Here is a 19,706-nt window from a genome sequence, read left to right as displayed (position 1 = left end):
TACTTTCGGCCGGGCTCAGCGCGCCGGACCCGGTGCCGCACCAGGTCCGCTGTGCGCGGCGGACGTCCGAGCGTCCCAGTCGGCCACGTCGGCCGGCCGGCCGAACAGGTAGCCCTGCGCGTAGGAGCACCCGGCGTCGCGCAGCCAGTCCGCCTGCTCCGGCGTCTCGATCCCCTCGGCGACGGTCTTCGCGTCCAGCACGCCGGCCAGCGCGATGATGCACCGGATCACGCCCTCGGTGCGGCCGTTGTCGCCCAGCTCCCTGGTGAACGTCCGGTCGATCTTCACGACGTCGAACGGGTAGCGCTGCAGGTAGCTCAGCGACGAGTAGCCGGTGCCGAAGTCGTCCAGCGCCACCCGGATGCCCGCCTCGCGCACCGCGACCAGGCTGCGCATGGCCGGTTCGTCGGCCCAGACGCTCTCGGTCACCTCGATGGTCAGCCGGTCCGGCACCAGCCCCGTCGTGGCGACCACCCGGTGCAGCCGCGGCAGGAACCCGGGGCTCGACAGCTCGCGCGTCGAGACGTTGACCGTCACGCCCAGCGCGCGTCCCTCGGCGTTCCACCGCACGGCCTGGGCGCACGCGGCTTCGAGGACCTTCTGGCCGAGCGGCACGATGAGCCCGGTCTCCTCGGCCAGCCCGATGAACGCGTCCGGCCCGAGGAGCCCCTGTCCGGGACGCTGCCACCGGACCAGCGCCTCCGCGCTCGTCACCGCGTTCGTCGCGAGGTCGACGATCGGCTGGTAGTGCACGACCAGCTGGTCCTCGTCCACCGCGGTGCGCAGGTCGGCCTTGTCGCGTTGGCGGGCGAGCGCCTGCTCCCCCATCTCCCGCCGGAAGAGGCGGACCCGGTTCCCGCCCTCCCGTTTCGCGACGTACATGGCGGTGTCGGCGTCCCGCAGCAGCTCGTCCGCACCGGCCTGCGACACCGCGACGCCCACGCTCGCCCCGAACGGTTCCGGGGCGCCGTTCAGACCGGTCAGCACGGCTTTCGCGAGCCGCACGGTGTCGCGCACGCCGAACCCCGGCGCGACCACGGCGAACTCGTCGCCGCCGAGCCGTCCAGCGACGGCCTTGGCGGGCAGGGCGGCGCGTATCCGCGCGGCCGCCGCCTTGAGGTACCGGTCGCCCACCTCGTGCCCGTCGGCGTCGTTGACGTCCTTGAACCTGTCCAGGTCCACGACGAGGAGCCCGACGAGGGCGTTGGCCCGCACCGCCTCGCCCACGAGGTGCAGGAAGTGCGCTCGGCTGGCCAGGCCGGTGAGCTCGTCGCGCTCGGCCCTGTCGCGCAACGCCCGTTCCCACAGCCGGCGTTTGCTCACGTCCACGGCGGCCACGACGGTGTGCTCGGCTCCGTTCTCCTGCTCGACCGGTCCGGTGTGCACGGCGAGCACCAGCCCGCCGGCCGTCTCGACCTCGACCGGTCCGGCCGCGGTCGCGCACCCGTCCGCGCACCGGGTGATGCCGGCACCGTGCGGGCAGGGCACCGTGCTGCCGCCATCGTCCCAGCCGAACAGCCGGCGGGCGCTGTCGTTGTGCAGCCGCGGTGTTCCGTGCTCGTCGAGGAGGGCCAGCCCGATCGGGGTGGCCTGGAGCAGCGCGTCCACGGTGCGGTTGGCGGCTTCCTGCGCCCGGACGGCGCGAACGGTCTCGTGCAGGGCGAACGCCCCGATCACCAGCCCCAGCAACGGCAACACCGCGGCCAGCACGACACCCGGCTCGGCCCGGCCGGGCCCGGCGAACGACACGCACACCCCGCCCACGTACCCGCCGAGCCCCAGCAGCGACCTCACCGGGTAGCGCCACGGACCGCCGTGCAACGCGCGCCGTGTCGTCGTGCCGAAGAGGAACGCGAGAACGGGCTGCGGGGCGGGGAGGACCACGGCCGCACCCGCCGTGACGACCCCTTCCACGACCGCGACCACCCAGCCGTCGCGGTGCGGTCGCAGCCACCACGAGCCCAGCACCAGCACGACCAGCGCGGCCAGGGGGAAGCGCACGGCTCCGTCACCGGCGAACAGCAGGTTGCCGGCCAGCGCGGCGCCACCCAGCCACGCGAACGCGGTGGTGAGGAGTCGAACCGCGCGCAACGGATCTGTCACGCTTGATGCCCCCAGGGGTTCGACTGCCCAGTCCCAGCGGAATGTGCACTATCGGCGGGAAAAAGCTTACGGTGCAACCGCCGTTCGGGTAACCGGGGACAGGTGGAATCGGGTGCCACCGCGGGTATTCGGGGCCATGACCGAGATCAGCCCGATGGACGTGCTGCTGGACGGGTTCGACCGCGTCGAGCAGGCGGTGGCGCGTGTCCTGGAAGATCTGTCCACCGAAGACCTCGCGCACCGCCTCGGCGGCTCCGCCAACTCGATCGCCTGGCTCGTCTGGCACCTGACGCGCGTGCAGGACGACCACGTCGCCGATCTCGCGGGCACCGAGCAGGTGTGGACCGCGGACGGCTGGGTGGAGCGGTTCGGCCTCCCGCTGCCGGAGGAGGACACCGGCTACGGCCACGACGCCGGCCAGGTCGCCGCGGTGGTCGCGACGGCGGAGCTGCTGCTCGGGTACCACCGGGCCGTGCACGAGCGGACGCGGGCCTACCTGCGCGAGCTGGAGCCGGCGGAGCTGTCCGCGGTGGTCGACGAGTCGTGGGACCCGCCGGTGACCCGTGCGGTGCGGTTGGTCAGCGTGGTCGAGGACGACCTGCAGCACGTCGGTCAGGCGGCCTTCGTGCGCGGGCTGCTGGCCGGTGGTCAGTCGCGATCGGCCAGGTGAATCCCGAGGTCGGTGCGACCAGGCGCCAGGTCCTCGCGCAACGCGCGGGTGCCCGCGTACTCCCCGTCCCGCAGCCGCCGGAACAGCCGCGGCCGTTCGTCCTGCACTCCGCCGAGCCTGGTCACCAACCGCTCGACCTCGCGTTCCACCTGCTCGGCGCCGAACGAGTCGGCGTCGTGCACCACGTGCAGGTCCAGTGCCTCGATCCCGATGTACCAGAGCACCCCGTGGGTGATCGGGAACAGCAGGGAGTCGAGGTCGCCGCTGATCCCGCGCGGCCCGATGGAGCGTTCGTCCTCCCCGGCGGTGACCACGACCAGCGCCTTGCGCCCGCCCAGGCCGCCGTCGCCGTACCTGCGGGGCACGCCGAGCTCGGGATCGAGGTCGCCGTAGGCGAAGCCGCTGGTGAGCACGCGGTCGAACCAGCCCTTGAGGATCGCCGGCGGGCCGTACCACCACAGCGGGAACTGCACGACGAGCAGTTCGGCCGCCGCGACCTTGGCCTGTTCCTCCAGGACGTCCGCGGGCAGCCCGCCGTCGGCGTAGACCTGGCCGACCAGCTCGGAGATGTTGCCCGGCCGGTCGGCCAGGTCGCCGAGGTCGCGGCGGGACAGCACCGGGTCGAAGCCCTGGGCGTAGAGGTCGGAGACGGTCACGTCGTACCGCTGGGACAACGCCTTGGTCCCGGCCTGCAGGAGGTGGTCGTTCAGCGAGTCGCGGCGCGGGTGGGCGTACAGCCACAGGGCGGTGTTCGGCGTCGGCGGGTGAGCGATGGTCATGACAGCCAGTGAAGCCGCGGACGACGGGACGCGGAATAGGCGGGCGTCCGGCGCTCATGCGTGCGCGTTCACCCCGGCGGGCCGGTCGCCGCGGAGAGTGATGCGGTGCATGACGCGGTGCTGGTCGCCGTAGTCGTCCACGGCGAGATGGGCGGTGCTGCGGTTGTCCCACACCACGACGTCGCCGGGCGCCCAGCGGTGGCGGACGCTGTACTCCTGGCGGCCGATCACGGCGAAGAACAGGTCGAGCAGGGCCCGGCTCTCCGCCTCCGACACGTCCTTGAGGTGCGTGGTGAAGCCGGGGTTCACGAAGAGGCTGCGGCGGCCGGTCTCCGGGTGCACGCGCACGACCGGGTGGGTGACGGGGTCGAGCGAACGGACCCGCTCGCCCTCCCACACGTTGCCCTCGCCGGACTGCCGGACGTGCAGGAGCTCCTCGAAGTCCTTGCGGCCGTCGTGGACCGCTTCGAGCCGGTCGGCCAGCTCGCGCACCGGTGGTGACAGCCGGAGGTAAGCGGCTTCCAGGTCCGTCCAGCAGGTGTCGCCGCCGGTGGGCGGCAGGTCCACGGCGCGCAGGACGGAGCCCAGCGGCGGGGTGCGGGTGAACGTGACGTCGGTGTGCCACTCCGGGGCCTTGCCGCCGTCACCGCTGTCGAGCACGTAGATCTCGGGGTGCTCGTCGTCGAGGCCGGGGACCACGGGGTGGGCCGGGGTCAGCTCGCCCAGCGACGCCGCGAACGCGCGGTGCGCGGACGGGGTCAGCCGCTGACCGCGGAACACCAGGACCTTGCGGTCCAGCAGGGCCCGGCGGATCGCGGCCACCTGCCCGGCGGTGAGCTCGTCCGCGAGGTCCACGCCGGTCACCTGCGCGCCGATGGCGATCGTCAGCGGTTCGAACGAGAGCGTCATGACTTCTCCACGAGCTGGTCGGACCGGGAGGACAGGGTCGCCCGCACCGCGGCGGACACCTCACCGCGCAGTGCCGCGAAACGGGGTGAGCCGCGCAGGTCGTCGGCCGGCACGCCGTGGCGGGGCAGGTCGACGGGCAGGCTCAGGGCGATCCGGCCCGGCCGGTCGGTGAGGACGAGGACGCGGCTGCCGAGGAACACGGCCTCGTCCACGCTGTGCGTCACGAACACGACCGACCTGCCGTCACCGGCGAGCGCGCGCACGTCCTCCTGCAGCCGTTCCCTCGTCAGGGCGTCGAGCGCGGCGAACGGCTCGTCCATCAGCAGCAGCCGCGGTCGTGCGGCCAGTGCGCGGGCGATGGCGACGCGCTGCTGCTGGCCGCCGGAGATCTCCCAGGTCCGGCGCGGGCCGAGGCCGTCGAGCCCGACCTGCGACAGCAGTTCCGCCGCCCTCGCCCTGCGGTCGGGCTTCGGGACCTTCGCCCACTTCAGCGCCGTGGTGATGTTGCCGGAGACCGTGCTCCACGGGAACAACCGGGGTTGCTGGAACACCACCCCGACGTCCCTGCCGGGCACCGGCGGGTGGCCGAGCAGTGCCACGTCCCCCGCGGACGGGCGTTCGAAGCCCGCCAGCAGGCGCAGCAACGTGCTCTTGCCCGACCCGGACGGGCCCACGACGACCAGGAACTCCCCTGGTTCCACCGTCAGGTCCAGCGGGCCGAGCGCCGGCACGGGACCGGCCTTGGTCGGGTAGGCGTGCTCGACCCCGCGCAGTTCGCAGATGTCACGCACGTCCGCCTCCCGGCACGCGCAGCGCGGCCTGGAACGCCGCCAGGTCCGGCACCTGCTCGACCTTCTTCTGCCCGCGCAGGAACTCCGCCGTGTCGCGCAGGCGGTTCGCCAGCTGTCCCGGCGCCTGCGCGGTGCCGAAGTAGTCGGGTCCGCGTTGCTCGTCGTGGTCGAGGTAGATGTTCTGCTCGAGCTGGGCCAGTGCGTCGGCCTCCCCGATGCCGATCTGCCGGCTGACCGCGGCCGCCACCACCGCCGGGTCGGTCTTGACCTGCTTGAGCGCGTCGTTCGTCGCGGCCAGCCACCTGTCGACGACGTCGGGGTTGGCGTCGAGGAACTCCTTGCGCGCCACGGTGAACGTGAGCGTCGGCTTGCCGGCGGCCGCGAGCTTCGCGCTGTCGGTGAGCGTCACGCCGTCCTGTTGCAGCACGCCCAGCACCGGTGTCCAGACGTAGGCGCCGTCGATGTCACCGCGCTGCCACGCGGCCTGGATGTTCTGCGGTTCGAGGTCGACCAGCGTGACCGTTCCCGCGTCCACCCCGGCCAGCTCCAGCGCGGCGAGCAGGCTGTAGTGGGCGGTGGAGCTGAACGGTGCGGCGATCTTGCGGCCGGCCAGCTCGGAGATCTTCGTTATGCCGGTGGCCTTGCGCACCACGAGCGCTTCGCTGTCGCCGATCACGTTCAGCAGCTCGATCACCTGGTACGGGATGCTGAGCGGCGGGCAGAGACCGGCGGCCGCGGGGCTGCTGCCGATCACCGCGAGGTCGATCGCACCGCCCAGGAACGCGGTGTTGATGCTCGCACCGGAGTCGAACGCGGTCCAGGTGATCCGGTGGTCCGGCAAGGCCTTCTCCAGCGCCTGCCGGTCCTTCACCAGCAGCGTGCTGTCGGCGAAGTTCTGGAACGCCACCCGCACGCCCTTGCCGCCGGAGGGCGACGAGCCGCCCACACCGCACGAGGCCAGCACCGGGGCGGCGGCGAGCAGGGCGAGCACGCTCCTGCGCGAGATCGACATCGGGACTCCTCGGTCTCAGGCGCGTCCGCGCCACGGGGACAACGCGCGTTGGGCGGCCACGATCAGCGAGTCGATGACCAGGCCGGTGATGCCGATGACGAAGAGACCGAGGACGACCACCGCGGTCTGGTTGAAGCGCTGGGCGTTGAGCACCATCCCGCCGATGCCGTCCGCGCCGTTCACGGTCTCCGCCGCCACCACGGAGCTGTAGGCGATGCCGACGGCGATCCGGACACCGGTGAGGATCTCCGGTCCCGACGCGGGCAGGACCACCGCGCGGACCACGTCGAACGCGCTGGCGCCCAACGCCTGCGCGGCCTCGACGTACTGCCGGTTGACCCCGCTCACCGCGGCCGCGGCGGCCACGGCCACCGGCGGGAACGCGGCGATCATCAGCAGGTAGACCTTGGGTTCCTCGTCGATGCCGAACCAGATCACCAGCAGGCTCAGGTACGCGAGCGGCGGGAGTGCGCGCAGGAACGCCACGGCGGGCTCGGTCAGCGCTCGGACGACCGGGACCAGCCCCATCGCCAGGCCGAGCACGAGCCCGAGCAGCACGCCGTAGAAGCACCCGTAGCCGACGCGGCGCAGGCTGACGCCGAGCCGTTCGGCCAGCGTCGAACCGGCGTAGCCGCCCTGGCCGTTCGTGAAGTCCGAAGTGGACAGAAGCTGGTCCCACACCTGCACGGGACTCGGCAGCACGGCCGCCGGCCAGAGCTGGGCCAGCGCGACGAGCTGCCACACCAGGAACAGCGCGGCGATGGCGATCAGCCGCACCGGCAACCACTGCGACGTCCGGGTCTTGGGCACGCCGTGAATGTACTGACGTACACATCGCCGGTCAGGACCGTTCCGTATCGTGGTCCTCCGCGAGAATGCCCCTTGCGCACGGGCTCGGCGAACCGGTAGGAGCGAGGATGGCACGGCGGCACGACCCCCACCGCCGCGAGCGGATCATCGAGGCCGCGGTCGAGCTGATCTCCGAGCGCGGCCTGCCGGCACTGACCCACCGGGCCGTCGCGGCCTGCGCCGACGTGCCGCTGGGTTCCACGACCTACCACTTCCTGAGCCTCGACGAGCTGCTCGACGCCGCGGTCCGCACCGTGGCCGAGCGCAACGTCGCACGCCTGCGCGAGTGGGCGCTCGCGCTGCCCGACGATGCCGACCTGAGCGCCGAGCTCGCGCGCTTCGTCGTCCTGCTGGCGAGCGAGCACCGGCAGACCAGCGTGCTGGCCTACGAGCTGTACGGCGGTGCCCTGCGGCGGCCGGCGCTCCGTGCGGCCAGCACGTCGTGGGACCGGCTGCTGACCGAGGTCTTCGAGTCCACAGTGGACTCGACGACCGCGCGGGCGCTCACCGCGATGTTCAGCGGGTTGCTGTACCAGGCGCTGGTGTCGCCGGGAACGCCGAAGCCCGCGGACCTCGAAGAGGTGCTGCGCCGCCTGCTGCGGTAGCGCCGGTGGTCATCCACCGGCCAGCCGCTGCTCCAGCCGGTCCAGACCGCCCCGGATGAGCCGCCCGTAGTCGTCGTCGCCGAGCACGCCGATCGTGTCCCGCGCCTGCCGGAGGTGGTCGCGGGCGCGGTCGAGGTCGCCCAGCCTGCGGTGGCAGTCGGCCAGGTTCAGGTGCAGCGACGGGTACAGCCCGGCCACCGGCAGCGCCACCCCGGCCTCCGCTGTGCGCTCGTCGGTGAGCGAGTCGGCGGCGGCCAGCGCCCGCAGGTCCCAGACCAGCTCCTCGTGCACGTCGTCCTGGACGTCGGCCATCGAGTGGGCGAGGACGCACACGTGCAGCGGGTCGCCCCCGGTGCCGCCGATGTCGTCCCAGATCCGGGCGAACAGCTCGCGGGCGGCTCCCGCTGACCGCGGCGGTGGTGCAGCTCCACGGCTTCGGCGATGCGGGTCATCGTCGGATCTGTGACCATCCGCCGATTCTCCCGCAACCGCGTCAGAGCTCGAAGCGGTAGCCCATCCCGGGTTCGGTGACCAGGTGCCGGGGGTGGGCGGGGTCGGCTTCGAGCTTGCGGCGCAGCTGGGCGAAGTAGACGCGCAGGTACTGCGACTCGGTGAGGTGCTTCGGTCCCCACACCTCCCGCAGCAACTGCTTCTGCGACACGAGCCGGCCGGGGTTGCGGGCCAGGACCTCGACCAGGCCCCACTCGGTGGGCGTCAGGTGCACCTCGTGGCCGTCGCGGCGGACCTTCTTCGCGGCCAGGTCCACGACGAACGACGACGTCTCGACCACCGGGTCGGCGACGTCGCGGGTGAGGCCGCGGCGGACGGCCGCGCGCAGGCGGGCGAGGAGCTCGTCCATGCCGAACGGCTTGGTCACGTAGTCGTCGGCGCCGGCGTCGAGGGCCTCGACCTTGGCGGCGGAGTCGGTACGGGCGGACAGGACGATGATCGGGACCGAGGACCAGCCGCGCAGGCCCGCGATCACCTCCACGCCGTCGAGGTCGGGCAGGCCCAGGTCCAGCACGACCACGTCGGGTTTGCCCTCCACGGCCACGCCGAGTGCGGACTTGCCGTCGTACGCGGTCATCACGTCGTAGCCGCGGGCGCTGAGGTTGATCCTCAACGCGCGCACGATCTGCGGTTCGTCGTCGACCACCAGAACGGACGTCATGGCGCCTCCTCGTGGACGGGCAGGGAGATCACGATCGTGAGCCCTCCGCCCGGGGTGTCCTCCGCGCTGATCTCCCCGCCCATGGCGGCGGTGAAGCCCTTGGCGACGCTCAGGCCGAGGCCGGCGCCCGGTGTGGCGGCACGGCCGCCGAGGCGCTGGAACGGCGCGAACACCGTGTGCCCGGCGTTCTTCGGCAGTCCCGGACCGTGGTCGACGACCCGCAGCTCGACGGAGGAGCCGTGGCGGCTGCCGCGGACCGCCACCGGCGACGGGCTGCCGTGCCGCAGCGCGTTGTCGACGACGTTGACCACCACGCGTTCCAGCAGCCCCGGGTCGGCCAGCACGGGCGGCAGGTCCTCCGCCACCGCGACCGACACCTCGCCGCCGAGGCCGGCGAGCGCCCGTGCCACGACCTCGTCGCAGCCGACCGGCCGCAGCACCGGTTCGACCGAGCCGGTCGCGAGGTGCGACGAGTCGAGCAGGTCGTCCACCAGGCCGGTCAACCGGTCGGCGGACTCCGCCACGGTCTCCACCAGGTCGGCGGTGTCCTGTTCGGACAGTGCCGGCGAGGTGTCCCGCAGGCTCGCGGTCGCCGCCTTGATCGACGTCAACGGCGTGCGGAGGTCGTGGCCGACCGCCGACAGCAGTGCCGTGCGCAGCTCGGACGTCTCGGCTTTCCGCCGTGCTTCCAGGGCGTCAGCGGCCATCCGCTGGTGCCGCAGCGCCACGAACGTCTGCCCGGCCGCCGCCTCCAGCACCCGCTGGTCGCTCGCGGGCAGCACCCGTCCGCTCAGCCGCAACCGCACGTCACCGGTGACCGTCACGTCGGTCACGGGACCGGAGTCCCGCCCGGCGCGGTCGACGCAGCACCACTCCCCGTTTCTGCGCTCCACCAGCGCCACCGAGTCCAGGCCGAAGTTCTCCCGGATCTTCTCCAGCAGCCGCGCCAGCGGGAACGGCGCGGTCAGCACGGTCCGCGAGTACGAGGCCAGCAACGCCGCCTCGGTCCGCGCCCGCGCGCCCTGCTCCCCCAGCCGCGCCGCCCGGTCGACGGTCAGCGCCACGACGGTCGCGACGATCACCATGGCGGCCAGCGTGATCACGTTCTCCGGCGTCTGCACGGCCAGGCTGTGGCAGGGCTCGGTGAAGAAGAAGTTGAGCAGCCCGGCGCCGAGCACCGCGCAGAACAGCGCCGGTCCCAGCCCGCCCGCGATGGCGACGACGCAGGCGGCGAGCAGGAACGCCACCAGGTCGGTGGAGAAGTCCAGCTCGTCGCGCCACAGCAGGCCCAGGGCGGTGACGACGGCGGGCAGCACCAGGGCGAGGCCCCAGCCGGTGAGCCTGCGCCGCACCGGCAACGGGTCGGTGCCGACCTGCCAGCGCAGCCCGCGCCGGGCCTCGTCGTGGGTGACCATGTGCACGTCGATCGCGCCGGACTCCTGCACGACAGCGGCACCGATGCCCTCGTCGAACGCCCGCGCGACTCGCGAGCGCCGTGAGGTCCCCAGCACCAGCTGGGTGGCGTTCACACCGCGGGCGAACTCCAGCAACGCCGTCGGAACGTCGTCGCCCACCACCGAGTGGAACGTCGCGCCGACGTCCTCGGCGGTCTTGCGGGAGCGGGCGATGTGCCCGTGCGTCACGCCGGTCAGCCCGTCGCCGCGCAGGACGTGCACGACCAGCAGCTCCGCACCGGCCCGCACCGCGATCCGGCGGGCGCGCCGGATCAGCGTCTCGCTCTCCGGTCCGCCGGTGATCGCGGCGACCACGCGTTCGCGGGTCTCCCAGGTGTCGGTGATGTCCTTCTCGCTGCGGTAGCGCTGCAACGCCACGTCGACCTGGTCGGCCACCCACAGCAGGGCCAGCTCCCGCAACGCCGTGAGGTTGCCGATCCGGAAGTAGTTGCCCAGCGCGGCGTCGATGCGGTGCGCCGGGTAGACGTTGCCGTGGGCGAGCCGGCGGCGCAGCGCCTCCGGGGTGAGGTCGACGAGCTCGACCTGGTCCGCGCGGCGGACCACCTCGTCGGGTACCGTCTCCCGTTGCCGCACACCGGTGATGCGTTCGACGACGTCGTTCACCGACTCCAGGTGCTGCACGTTCACCGTGGACAGCACGTCGATGCCCGCGTCGAGCAGCTCCTCGACGTCCTGCCAGCGCTTCTCGTTGCGGGAGCCGGGCGCGTTGGTGTGGGCGAGCTCGTCGACGACGGCGACCTCGGGCCTGCGCGCGAGGACCGCGTCGACGTCCATCTCCTCGACGTCGAGGCCGCGGTGCCGCACCCGCGTGCGCGGCACCACCTCCAGCCCGTCGAGCAGGGCGGCGGTCTTCTCCCGGCCGTGGGTCTCCACGAGTCCCACGACCACCTCGGTGCCCCGCCCCCGGCGCCGGTGGGCCTCGCCGAGCACGGCGAAGGTCTTGCCGACACCGGGAGCGGCGCCGAGGTGGATCCTCAGCTGGCCCCGGCGGCGGTCACCGGGTGGCGGCGTCGATGGCACGGTTGAGCGCCGTCACGTTGACCGTGGTGGTGAAGGTGCCGGAGGTCCCGGCCGCCACCAGCTCCCGCACCCTCTCCTCGGACAGCCCGGACGCGCGTGCCACCCGAGGCACCTGCAGCGCCGCGTACTCCGGGCTGATGTGCGGGTCGAGGCCGGACGCCGACGCGGTCACCGCGTCCTGCGGCACCCGGTCCTCGGACACGCCTTCGCGCTGCGCCACGGCCGTGCGGCGTTCGTCGACCACCTTCGTGTAGTCCTCGTTCAGCTCGCCCTTGTTCGAGCCGCCCGAGGCGGGCAGCGTCGCCGCGGAGGGCCGCGGCTGGAAGTACCGGTCGCCCTCGCGTGCGACGGCGACCAGGGTGGTGCCGGTGGCCTCGGCGTTGGCGTGCAGGCCGGGGACGCGCGAGACGCCCCAGACCGCCAGCGGGTAGAGCACGCCGAGGAGCACGGTCAGCGCGAGCAGGATCCGCAGACCCGCCCACGACTGCTTCAGGAAGTTCGTCATCGTCAGCCGATCCCGGGGATGAGTCGCACGAGCAGGTCGATCAGCCAGATCCCGGCGAACGGCGTCACGATGCCGCCGAGGCCGTAGACCAGCAGGTTGCGCCGCAGCAGCGCGGAGGCGCTGGACGGCCGGTAGCGGACGCCCCGCAGGGCCAGCGGGATCAGCGCCACGATGACCACCGCGTTGAAGATCACCGCGGACAGGATGGCCGACTGCGGTGTCGCGAGGCGCATGACGTTGAGCTGCCCCAGCGCCGGGTAGATCGCCGCGAACATCGCGGGCAGGATCGCGAAGTACTTCGCCAGGTCGTTGGCGACGGAGAACGTCGTCAGCGCCCCCCGCGTGATCAGCAGCTGCTTGCCGATCTCCACGATCTCGATCAGCTTGGTCGGGTCCGAGTCGAGGTCGACCATGTTGCCGGCCTCCTTCGCGGCCGACGTGCCGGTGTTCATCGCGACGCCGACGTCGGCCTGGGCCAGCGCCGGTGCGTCGTTGGTGCCGTCACCGGTCATCGCGACCAGCCGGCCGCCCTCCTGCTCCTGGCGGATCAGGGCCATCTTGTCCTCGGGCTTGGCCTCGGCGAGGAAGTCGTCCACGCCCGCCTGTTCGGCGATGGCCTTGGCCGTCAACGGGTTGTCGCCGGTGACCATGACCGTGCGGATGCCCATCGCCCGCAGCTCGGCGAAGCGCTCCTTCATGCCGGGCTTCACGACGTCGGACAGGCGGACGATCCCCAGCACCCGGCCGTTCTCGGCCACGACGAGCGGGGTTCCGCCCTGGGCACTGATCTCGTCCACGATCTCGCGTGCGGTGTCGGTCAGCTCGAACGCGGACGCGGCGCCCTTGCGGATGCTGCGGTCGCCCAGGTCGATGCCGGACATCCTGGTCTGCGCCGTGAACGCGACGAACTCGCCGGTCTTCTCGTGGTCGCTCGCCGGTGCACCGCCGGCGAGCTGGAGGATGCTGCGGCCCTCCGGGGTGTCGTCGGCGAGGCTCGCCAGCCGTGCGGCCGCGACCAGTTCCTCCTCGGACGTCGGGCCGACCGGGATGAACTCGGTCGCGCGCCGGTTGCCCCACGTGATCGTGCCGGTCTTGTCGAGCAGCAACGTGTCGATGTCACCGGCGGCCTCCACGGCCTTGCCCGACGTGGCCAGGACGTTGCGCTGCACCAGCCGGTCCATGCCGGCGATGCCGATCGCGGACAGCAGTGCGCCGATCGTCGTCGGGATCAGGCAGACCAGCAACGCGGTCAGCACGACCACCGACTGCTCGCCGCCGGAGTGGATCGCGAACGGCTGCAGCGCGACGACGGCCAGCAGGAAGATGATCGTCAGCGTCGACAGCAGGATCGTCAGCGCGACCTCGTTCGGCGTCTTCTGCCGTTCCGCGCCTTCGACGAGTGCGATCATCCGGTCCACGAAGGACTCGCCCGGCCTGGTCGTGATCCGCACGACGATCCGGTCCGACAGCACCGTCGTGCCACCGGTGACCGCGCACCGGTCGCCGCCGGACTCGCGGATGACGGGTGCGGACTCGCCGGTGATCGCCGACTCGTCCACGGTCGCGATGCCCTCGACCACGTCACCGTCGCCGGGGATGACCTCACCGGCCTCGACGACGACCAGGTCGCCGACCTCCAGTTCGGTGCCGGGCACGACGCCGCCGCTGACGAGCCTCGCGACGGCGTCTTCCTTCGTCTTCCTGAGCGAGTCCGCCTGCGCCTTGCCGCGGCCTTCCGCGACGGCTTCCGCGAGGTTCGCGAACAGCACGGTGAACCACAGCCACGCGGCGACGGCGGTGGTGAACACGCGCGGCTCGGTCACCGCGAACACGGTGACCAGCACCGAACCCACCCACACGACGAACATGACGGGACTGCGCAGCTGGTGCCGCGGGTGGAGCTTCTTCAACGCCTCTGGCAGGGCGGCCGCGAGACCGGGTTTCGTGGTCACAGCAGTGCCTCCGCGACGGGACCGAGAGCGAGAGCGGGAACGAACGTGAGCGCGGCGACGAGGACGATCGACCCGGCCAGCAGGGTCGCGAACAGCGGGCCGGTGGTGGGCAGCGTGCCCGCGGTGACCGGCACCTTCTTCTGCGCCGCCAGCGATCCGGCCAGTGCCAGCACCGCGACTATCGGGACGAGCCGGCCGAAGAGCATGCACAGGCCCAGCGACGACTGGAACCAGTCGCTGGTGACCGTGATGCCGCCGAACGCGCTGCCGTTGTTGTTGGAGGCCGACGCGTAGGCGTAGAGGATCTCCGACAACCCGTGCGAGCCGGGGTTGTTGAGCGCTGCCCGCGTGCTGGGCAGGACCGCGGCGATGCCGGCGCCGACGAGCAGCACCGTGGGCATCGCGAGGATCGAGACCGCCGCGGCTGTGACCTCCCTGCGCCCCAGCTTCTTGCCGAGGTACTCGGGCGTGCGGCCGACCATCAGGCCCGCGAGGAACATCGCGATGACCGCCATGACGAGGATGCTGTAGAGACCGGTGCCGACACCGCCCGGCGTCATCTCGCCGAACAGCATGTTCAGCAGCGCCCCGCCGCCGCCGAGCCCGGTGTAGCTGTCGTGCAACGAGTTCACCGCACCGGTCGAGGTGCCGGTGGTGGCGTCGGCGAAGATCGCGCTGCCGGGGATGCCGAACCGCAGCTCCTTGCCCTCCAACGGCCGGACGCCGTTCGCCTCGGCACCCCAGATGACCGCGAGCATCGCGGTCCAGATGCCGCCCATGACGCCCAGCAGCACGTACCCCTGCTTCTTCTCCCCCACCAGCACGCCGAACGTGCGGGTCAGCGCGACCGGGACCACCAGGATGAGGAAGACCTCGATCAGGTTCGACCACTCGTTCGGGTTCTCGAACGGGTGCGCGGAGTTGGCGTTGAGGATGCCGCCACCGTTGGTGCCGAGCTCCTTGATGGCCTCCTGACCGGCAACGGGAGCGTTGGCGACCAGCTGACCGTCAACATCCACTCCGGACTTGAAGCTCATCGTGACACCGAAGGCGATCAGCACGACGGCGAACAGGAACGCGATCGGCAACAGGATGCGGAGCGTGCCGCGCACGAGGTCGACCCAGAAGTTGCCGAGCCGGTCGGTCCGGCTGCGGACGAACCCGCGGACCAGCGCGACGGCGACCGCGAGGCCGACCGCGGCGGACACGAAGTTCTGCACGGTCAGGCCGATCATCTGGACCGTGTGGCCCATAACCGCTTCCGGCACGTACGACTGCCAGTTCGTGTTGGCCACGAAGCTGATGGCGGTGTTGAACGCCATGCCCGGTCCGACGTTGCCGCGGCCGAAGTCGAACGGCAGCAGGGACTGCACGCGCTGGAGCACGTAGAGGAACACGATGCCGACGAACGAGAAGCCCAGCACGCCGTAGGCGTAGGTGCTCCACCTCTGCTCGGCGTCCGGGTCGATCCGCGCGAAGCGGTAGATCGCCGCCTCGGCCCTGGAATGGCCTTCGCGCTGGAAGACGCGGGCCATGTGGTCGCCGAGGGGCCGGTACACGACCGCCAGTGCCGCGAACAGGATGCCGACCTGGGCCAGGCCGGCCACGAGAGGTGACATCAGAACTTCTCCGGCCTCACGAGCGCGACGAACAGGTAGACGATCAGAGCGAGCGCGAGGACGCCGGCGACGGCGTTCGCGACGAGTCCCGTGCTCACAGCTTCTCCAGTCCGCGCACCGTCAGTCCCAGCACGACGAAACTCCCGATCAGCAGCAACGCGTAGGCCAGGTCGGCCATGACGCCGCTCCCTTCAACGACAGGTTTTTCCATGACGAGCGGAAGCGTGCACGAGGAAACACCTGTTCAGGGGAGGCCTGACAGCGTCCTTACGGGGTGGGGGCCGACCTTTACGCGTTCTTGAGGCCGGGGAGACGTGGGTCTCACCCGTCAGGGCCCTCAGGGGTCACGGTGCGTGAGGTTCTCGCGCGGGAGGCGTCACGGCGCGGCCGGCGTTGAACGGAACCGGGCCGCGCCCAGGGTGGACGCGGCCCGGTGTCAGCAGGGTCAGCGACCGCTGCGGTACGCCGTCCAGGCGTTCTGCACGCGGGTGTTCTGACCCAGTGGAAGTCCTTTGTAGAGGTTGCCGTTTCACACAGTGCGAACGTCGTGGGCCGGAAGGCCGCTCCACCACCTGCCGTAGCGCTTGTAGACCTGGGGTTCGCGGTCACCGAGGAACTCGCGCACCGCCGACGCTTCCACGGCCAGCGCCGCCCAGTCGTCCTCTTTCAGGGCGTGGAAGGCGGTCATCTCAATAGCTCCGTCGGCAAGCGGGCGCCACACGCCCGCCACGTACCCGTCCACGAGCAGGGTGGGCAGCGTGTCGCCGTTGTTGCCGATGACGACCTTGCGGTACTCGGGCGGGATGATCCGGCTGCGGTCGGCATAGGCGAGCAAAGTGCTGTCCCACATCGCCATCAGCCGCGCGGGGGCGGGCGTGTCCTCGTCCGGGACCGTCCGGTTCGGCACGTCGAGGTGCTCGCCGTGCCGTTCCAGGTCCAGCAGCTCCAGGGCGGCGCGGATCGTGCCGCGCGGCAGCATCGTGAACTGGTTGACGTCGGCGACGGTGGCGGGCCCGAAGCCGGTGAGGTAGCGGCGGACGAGCTCGGCCACGCACTCCAGCTGCTCCCTGCTCCCGGTGCGCGCGGCCAGGTAGGACGGGCGCGGCCCGAACGACCACGGTCCGCCGGTCGGTGCGTGCACGAGCCCGCCGTAGGTGCGCAGCGCCCACCAGACACCGGGCTGGCCGACGTCACCGGCGTGCGAGTGCAGCAACTCCTCGATCTCCGCCTTCGCCCGCGGCACCGAGGCGAACGCGAGCACGTGCTCCAGCAGTGCGTCGGCCTGGTCCACGGTGATGCCCATGGCCTTGAACCGCTTGTCGTACAACCGTGACGCGCGCAGTGCGGGCAGCATCGCGTGGTGGAACACCTCGTGGTCGGCGGCGGTGACCGCGTGCAGGGTGATCCGCATCAGCGTGGCCTTGCGGACCGTGCCGCCGGCGAACGCGGCGTCCAGGTCGGCCGGGTCGAAGCCGGCGACGCGGTTCCACAGGGCCAGGTAGGGCGAGGCCGGTTCCTGGGCCTGGATCGCCACGACCCGCTCGACCGCGCTGGGCACGTCCACCGGTTCCCGCCGCAGCAGCAGCTGGCGGTCGAGCGTCGCGCGGTTGAGCTGTCGTGGCGTCGGGGTCATGCGGGTGATCCTCACCTACCTCAGCTTCGAGGGCCACCAGATCCGGCCGCCGATGTCCACCGACAGCGCGGGCACCAGCAGCGACCGCACCAGCAGCGTGTCGAGCAGGACGCCGAACGCCACGATGAACGCGATCTGGGTGAGGAACAGGATCGGCAGCACCGCGAGCGCCGCGAACGTGGCCGCCAGCACCACCCCCGCAGACGTGATCACGCCACCGGTCAGGCTGAGGCCCCTGATGGTGCCCTCGACCGTGCCGAGCTGCTGCGTCTCCTCGCGGACGCGGGTCATGAGGAAGATGTTGTAGTCGATGCCCAGCGCCACCAGGAACACGAACCCGAACAGCGGCACCACCGGGTCCGCGCCGGGGAAGTCGAACAGGTGGTTGAACACCAGCGCCGACACGCCCATGGTGGCCGCGAACGACAGCACGACCGTCCCGATCAGCAGCAACGGCGCCAGCACCGACCGCAGCAGCAGCGCCAGCACCAGGAAGATCACGACGAGCACGATCGGGATGATCAGCAGCCGGTCGCGTTCTGAGGTCGTCCTGGTGTCGAGCAACGTCGCCGTCTGCCCGCCGACCTTCGCGTCCGCGCCCTCGACGCCGTGCACCGCCGCACGGATGCGTTCGACCGTGGCGACCGCCGCGTCGGAGTCCGGCGCGTCGGCGAGCGTGGCCTCGATCCGCACCAGGCCGTCGGCGGTCCCGCTGGGCCGGACGTTCGCCACACCGTCCACAGCGGCCTTCGCGACGACGTCGGCGGTCTTGCCCTCGTTGGCGATGATGACGGTCGGCGAGCCGGTGCCGCCGGGGAAGTGCCGTGACAGCACCTCCTGGCCGGCCACGGACTCGACCTCGGTGAGGAACACGTCGGACTGCGCCGTGCCGGAGGCCTTGAGCTGCGGCAGGAACGCCGCTCCCGCCAGCAGCACCAGCGCGGTGACGATCCAGATGGCCCGCGGCTTGCGGCGCACCAGGGCGGCCACGCGCCCCCACAGCCCGCTGGTCTCCGGGTGCGGGGAGCCCAGCTTCGGCGCGAACGGCCAGAACGCGGCCCGTCCCAGCAGGGCGAGCACCGCCGGCAGGAACGTCATGGCCGTGAGCAGCGCGGCACCGATGCCGATCGCGGCGACCGGGCCGAGGCCCTTGTTGGAGTCGAGGTCGCTGAACAGCAGGCACAGCACGCCGAGGATGACCGTGCCCGCGGAAGCGGCGATGGGTTCGACCGTGCCGCGCCAGGCGGAGCGGATGGCGGTGAACCTGTTCTCCTCGTCCCGCAGCTCCTCGCGGAAGCGGGACACCAGCAGCAGTGCGTAGTCCGTGGCGGCGCCGAAGACCAGGATGGAGAGGATGCCCTGGCTCTGGCCGTTCAACGCGAGCACGTCGTACTTCGCGAGCAGGTAGACGACGAAGCTGGCCAGCCCGAGCGCGAACACGGCGGAGACGAGCACCACGAGCGGCAGCAGCGGGCTGCGGTAGACGACGAGCAGGATGAGCGCGACCACCGCGCCGGCGACCAGCAGCAGCAACCCGTCGATCCCGCCGAACGCCTCGACCAGGTCGGCGACCTGCGCGGCCGGCCCGGTGACCAGCACCGTCAGCCCCTGCGGCGCGCTGCGCGAGCCGTCCCGCAGCTCCGCGACACCGTCCTTGACGTCCTTGGCCGGGTCGAGCAGGACGACGATCTGCGCCGCGTCCCCGTCCTCCTGGGACGGGATGACCGGCGAGGCCTGGAACCCCTTGCCCCGATCGGCGAGGAACCGCGTGTCCTCCGCGGTGAGCCCGCCCTGGCGTTCGGCCACCACGATCGCGGGGATGGCGTTGGTCTGCTGGAACTTCTTCTGCAGCTCCGCGACCTGTGTGGACTCCGCCGAGTTCGGCAGGAACGCGCTGCTGTCGTTCTCGGCGACCTCGGACAGTTTGCCCGCGTACGGCCCGGTGAACCCTCCCACCGCCAGCCACACGACGAGAAGCAACCCGGCGAGCACCCTCATGAGCCTATGTCCTTCGATCGTCGAAAGTTTCGATGACCGAAACAGTATGCTGGCGGGGTGAGCGACGCAAGCGACTACGAACTCAGCATGCTGGTGCGGGCGCTGGTGATGGAGTCGAACCGGTTCCTGGAGATCTTCAGCGCGGCCCACGAGCTGCACTCCACCGACATGACAGCGCTGAACCTGCTCATGACCGCCCACTCCCCCATGACACCGGGCACACTCGCCCGCGCCCTGAACCTCAGCGCCTCCGCCACGACGTCGGTGCTGGACCGCCTGGAACGCGCCGGCCACGTGAGCCGCGACCGCAGCCCCGGTGACCGCCGCCGCGTGGAACTGCGCGTGCACGCGCCGGCGGAGGCACTGGCCTCGACGTTCTTCCAGCCGCTCGCCCGCGAGTTCGCGGCGACGTGGGGCGCCATGACCCCCGAGGACCGGCGGGTGGTGGCCGACTTCCTCGCGTCCACGACGGCGGCGACGGCACGGGTGCGCGCGGAGGTCCTCACCCCGCCCGCCTAGATGTAGTGACTAATCAGGTTGTTGACGGCGTGTCGGGTTGAACATGGGAGGACCTCCGGGCGGAGTGGATGTGTCTGACGCATCCCATCGGCACAC

Annotated in this window: 18 protein-coding genes; 3 read left to right on the top strand and 15 right to left on the bottom strand. The window is 71.7% G+C overall.

Annotation, left to right across the window (positions count from 1 at the left end; genetic code table 11):
* Positions 1–15: 15 nt before the first annotated feature.
* Entirely contained in the window at positions 16–2,103 is a 2,088-nt protein-coding gene (locus ACZ7CH_RS38940) for a putative bifunctional diguanylate cyclase/phosphodiesterase (RefSeq protein ID WP_470376238.1), read from the bottom strand.
* A 145-nt stretch (positions 2,104–2,248) separates the two neighbouring features.
* Here ACZ7CH_RS38940 and ACZ7CH_RS38935 point away from each other — a divergent pair, with 145 nt between their 5' ends.
* Positions 2,249–2,773, top strand: coding sequence for a mycothiol transferase (locus ACZ7CH_RS38935; RefSeq protein WP_458434429.1), 525 nt, complete (start codon positions 2,249–2,251; stop codon positions 2,771–2,773).
* Here ACZ7CH_RS38935 and ACZ7CH_RS38930 read toward each other — a convergent pair.
* The 5 genes from ACZ7CH_RS38930 to ACZ7CH_RS38910 are packed head-to-tail and all read right to left on the bottom strand — an operon-like array spanning position 2,752 to position 7,074.
* Entirely contained in the window at positions 2,752–3,552 is an 801-nt protein-coding gene (locus ACZ7CH_RS38930) for an NAD(P)H-dependent oxidoreductase (RefSeq protein WP_470368427.1), read from the bottom strand. The genes ACZ7CH_RS38935 and ACZ7CH_RS38930 overlap by 22 nt on opposite strands.
* 54 nt (positions 3,553–3,606) lie before the next feature.
* Positions 3,607–4,461: a TauD/TfdA dioxygenase family protein gene (locus ACZ7CH_RS38925; RefSeq protein WP_360387988.1), complete on the bottom strand. Its 855-nt coding sequence runs from the start codon at positions 4,459–4,461 to the stop codon at positions 3,607–3,609.
* On the bottom strand, positions 4,458–5,252 hold the full coding sequence (locus ACZ7CH_RS38920) for an ABC transporter ATP-binding protein (protein ID WP_470376237.1): 795 nt from the start codon (positions 5,250–5,252) through the stop codon (positions 4,458–4,460). The genes ACZ7CH_RS38925 and ACZ7CH_RS38920 overlap by 4 nt, the downstream gene beginning before the upstream one ends.
* The gene (locus ACZ7CH_RS38915; protein ID WP_470376236.1) at positions 5,245–6,264 is read right to left on the bottom strand and encodes a taurine ABC transporter substrate-binding protein; all 1,020 of its coding nucleotides are present in this window, start codon (positions 6,262–6,264) and stop codon (positions 5,245–5,247) included. Before ACZ7CH_RS38915 ends, ACZ7CH_RS38920 begins: the two co-directional genes overlap by 8 nt.
* A 15-nt stretch (positions 6,265–6,279) precedes the next feature.
* Positions 6,280–7,074, bottom strand: coding sequence for an ABC transporter permease (locus ACZ7CH_RS38910; protein WP_458433111.1), 795 nt, complete (start codon positions 7,072–7,074; stop codon positions 6,280–6,282).
* Between the two features lie 107 nt (positions 7,075–7,181).
* On the opposite strand from ACZ7CH_RS38910, the gene ACZ7CH_RS38905 reads away from it, so the two are divergent.
* On the top strand, positions 7,182–7,718 hold the full coding sequence (locus ACZ7CH_RS38905) for a TetR/AcrR family transcriptional regulator (protein ID WP_470376235.1): 537 nt from the start codon (positions 7,182–7,184) through the stop codon (positions 7,716–7,718).
* Between the two features lie 9 nt (positions 7,719–7,727).
* Here the strand turns inward: ACZ7CH_RS38905 and ACZ7CH_RS38900 are convergent, their stop codons facing one another.
* The 9 genes from ACZ7CH_RS38900 to ACZ7CH_RS38860 form a co-directional block, all read right to left on the bottom strand.
* The gene (locus ACZ7CH_RS38900; RefSeq protein WP_470376234.1) at positions 7,728–8,051 is read right to left on the bottom strand and encodes a hypothetical protein; all 324 of its coding nucleotides are present in this window, start codon (positions 8,049–8,051) and stop codon (positions 7,728–7,730) included.
* A 160-nt stretch (positions 8,052–8,211) separates the two neighbouring features.
* Positions 8,212–8,889 carry a response regulator gene (locus tag ACZ7CH_RS38895; protein WP_360387972.1) on the bottom strand — a complete coding sequence of 226 codons (678 nt, stop codon included), beginning with the start codon at positions 8,887–8,889 and terminating at the stop codon, positions 8,212–8,214.
* Positions 8,886–11,384, bottom strand: coding sequence for a DUF4118 domain-containing protein (locus ACZ7CH_RS38890; protein WP_470376233.1), 2,499 nt, complete (start codon positions 11,382–11,384; stop codon positions 8,886–8,888). Before ACZ7CH_RS38890 ends, ACZ7CH_RS38895 begins: the two co-directional genes overlap by 4 nt.
* Positions 11,359–11,889, bottom strand: a complete 531-nt coding sequence (locus ACZ7CH_RS38885; RefSeq protein ID WP_470376232.1) for a potassium-transporting ATPase subunit C — start codon at positions 11,887–11,889, stop codon at positions 11,359–11,361. Before ACZ7CH_RS38885 ends, ACZ7CH_RS38890 begins: the two co-directional genes overlap by 26 nt.
* Before the next feature lie 2 nt (positions 11,890–11,891).
* Complete coding sequence (gene kdpB, locus ACZ7CH_RS38880; protein ID WP_470376231.1) at positions 11,892–13,841, bottom strand: potassium-transporting ATPase subunit KdpB; 1,950 nt, start codon at positions 13,839–13,841, stop codon at positions 11,892–11,894.
* Positions 13,838–15,460 carry a potassium-transporting ATPase subunit KdpA gene (gene kdpA, locus ACZ7CH_RS38875; protein WP_470368434.1) on the bottom strand — a complete coding sequence of 541 codons (1,623 nt, stop codon included), beginning with the start codon at positions 15,458–15,460 and terminating at the stop codon, positions 13,838–13,840. Before kdpA ends, kdpB begins: the two co-directional genes overlap by 4 nt.
* Positions 15,460–15,558, bottom strand: coding sequence for a K(+)-transporting ATPase subunit F (gene kdpF / locus ACZ7CH_RS38870; protein ID WP_065920105.1), 99 nt, complete (start codon positions 15,556–15,558; stop codon positions 15,460–15,462). The genes kdpA and kdpF overlap by 1 nt, the downstream gene beginning before the upstream one ends.
* A gap of 431 nt (positions 15,559–15,989) precedes the next feature.
* Positions 15,990–17,108: a winged helix DNA-binding domain-containing protein gene (locus ACZ7CH_RS38865; RefSeq protein ID WP_470376230.1), complete on the bottom strand. Its 1,119-nt coding sequence runs from the start codon at positions 17,106–17,108 to the stop codon at positions 15,990–15,992.
* Positions 17,109–19,091 (bottom strand): MMPL family transporter, encoded by a 1,983-nt coding sequence (locus tag ACZ7CH_RS38860; RefSeq protein WP_458433119.1) that lies wholly within the window; start codon positions 19,089–19,091, stop codon positions 17,109–17,111. It lies immediately after the preceding gene.
* A gap of 57 nt (positions 19,092–19,148) precedes the next feature.
* Here ACZ7CH_RS38860 and ACZ7CH_RS38855 point away from each other — a divergent pair, with 57 nt between their 5' ends.
* Entirely contained in the window at positions 19,149–19,610 is a 462-nt protein-coding gene (locus ACZ7CH_RS38855) for a MarR family winged helix-turn-helix transcriptional regulator (RefSeq protein WP_470376229.1), read from the top strand.
* Positions 19,611–19,706: the final 96 nt, after the last annotated feature.

The sequence above is a fragment of the Lentzea sp. NPDC037011 genome, assembly GCF_055607425.1.
This window is presented reverse-complemented; position numbering and strand designations above follow the sequence as displayed.

What these genes read in the sequence shown, in the direction of transcription:
- ACZ7CH_RS38915 (WP_470376236.1), bottom strand. Translation starts at nt 6,264, where the DNA reads ATGTCGATCTCGCGCAGGAGCGTGCTCGCCCTGCTCGCCGCCGCCCCG.
- ACZ7CH_RS38925 (WP_360387988.1), bottom strand. Translation starts at nt 4,461, where the DNA reads ATGACGCTCTCGTTCGAACCGCTGACGATCGCCATCGGCGCGCAGGTG.
- ACZ7CH_RS38895 (WP_360387972.1), bottom strand. Translation starts at nt 8,889, where the DNA reads ATGACGTCCGTTCTGGTGGTCGACGACGAACCGCAGATCGTGCGCGCG.
- ACZ7CH_RS38860 (WP_458433119.1), bottom strand. Translation starts at nt 19,091, where the DNA reads ATGAGGGTGCTCGCCGGGTTGCTTCTCGTCGTGTGGCTGGCGGTGGGA.
- ACZ7CH_RS38930 (WP_470368427.1), bottom strand. Translation starts at nt 3,552, where the DNA reads ATGACCATCGCTCACCCGCCGACGCCGAACACCGCCCTGTGGCTGTAC.
- ACZ7CH_RS38885 (WP_470376232.1), bottom strand. Translation starts at nt 11,889, where the DNA reads ATGACGAACTTCCTGAAGCAGTCGTGGGCGGGTCTGCGGATCCTGCTC.
- ACZ7CH_RS38905 (WP_470376235.1), top strand. Translation starts at nt 7,182, where the DNA reads ATGGCACGGCGGCACGACCCCCACCGCCGCGAGCGGATCATCGAGGCC.
- kdpA (WP_470368434.1), bottom strand. Translation starts at nt 15,460, where the DNA reads ATGTCACCTCTCGTGGCCGGCCTGGCCCAGGTCGGCATCCTGTTCGCG.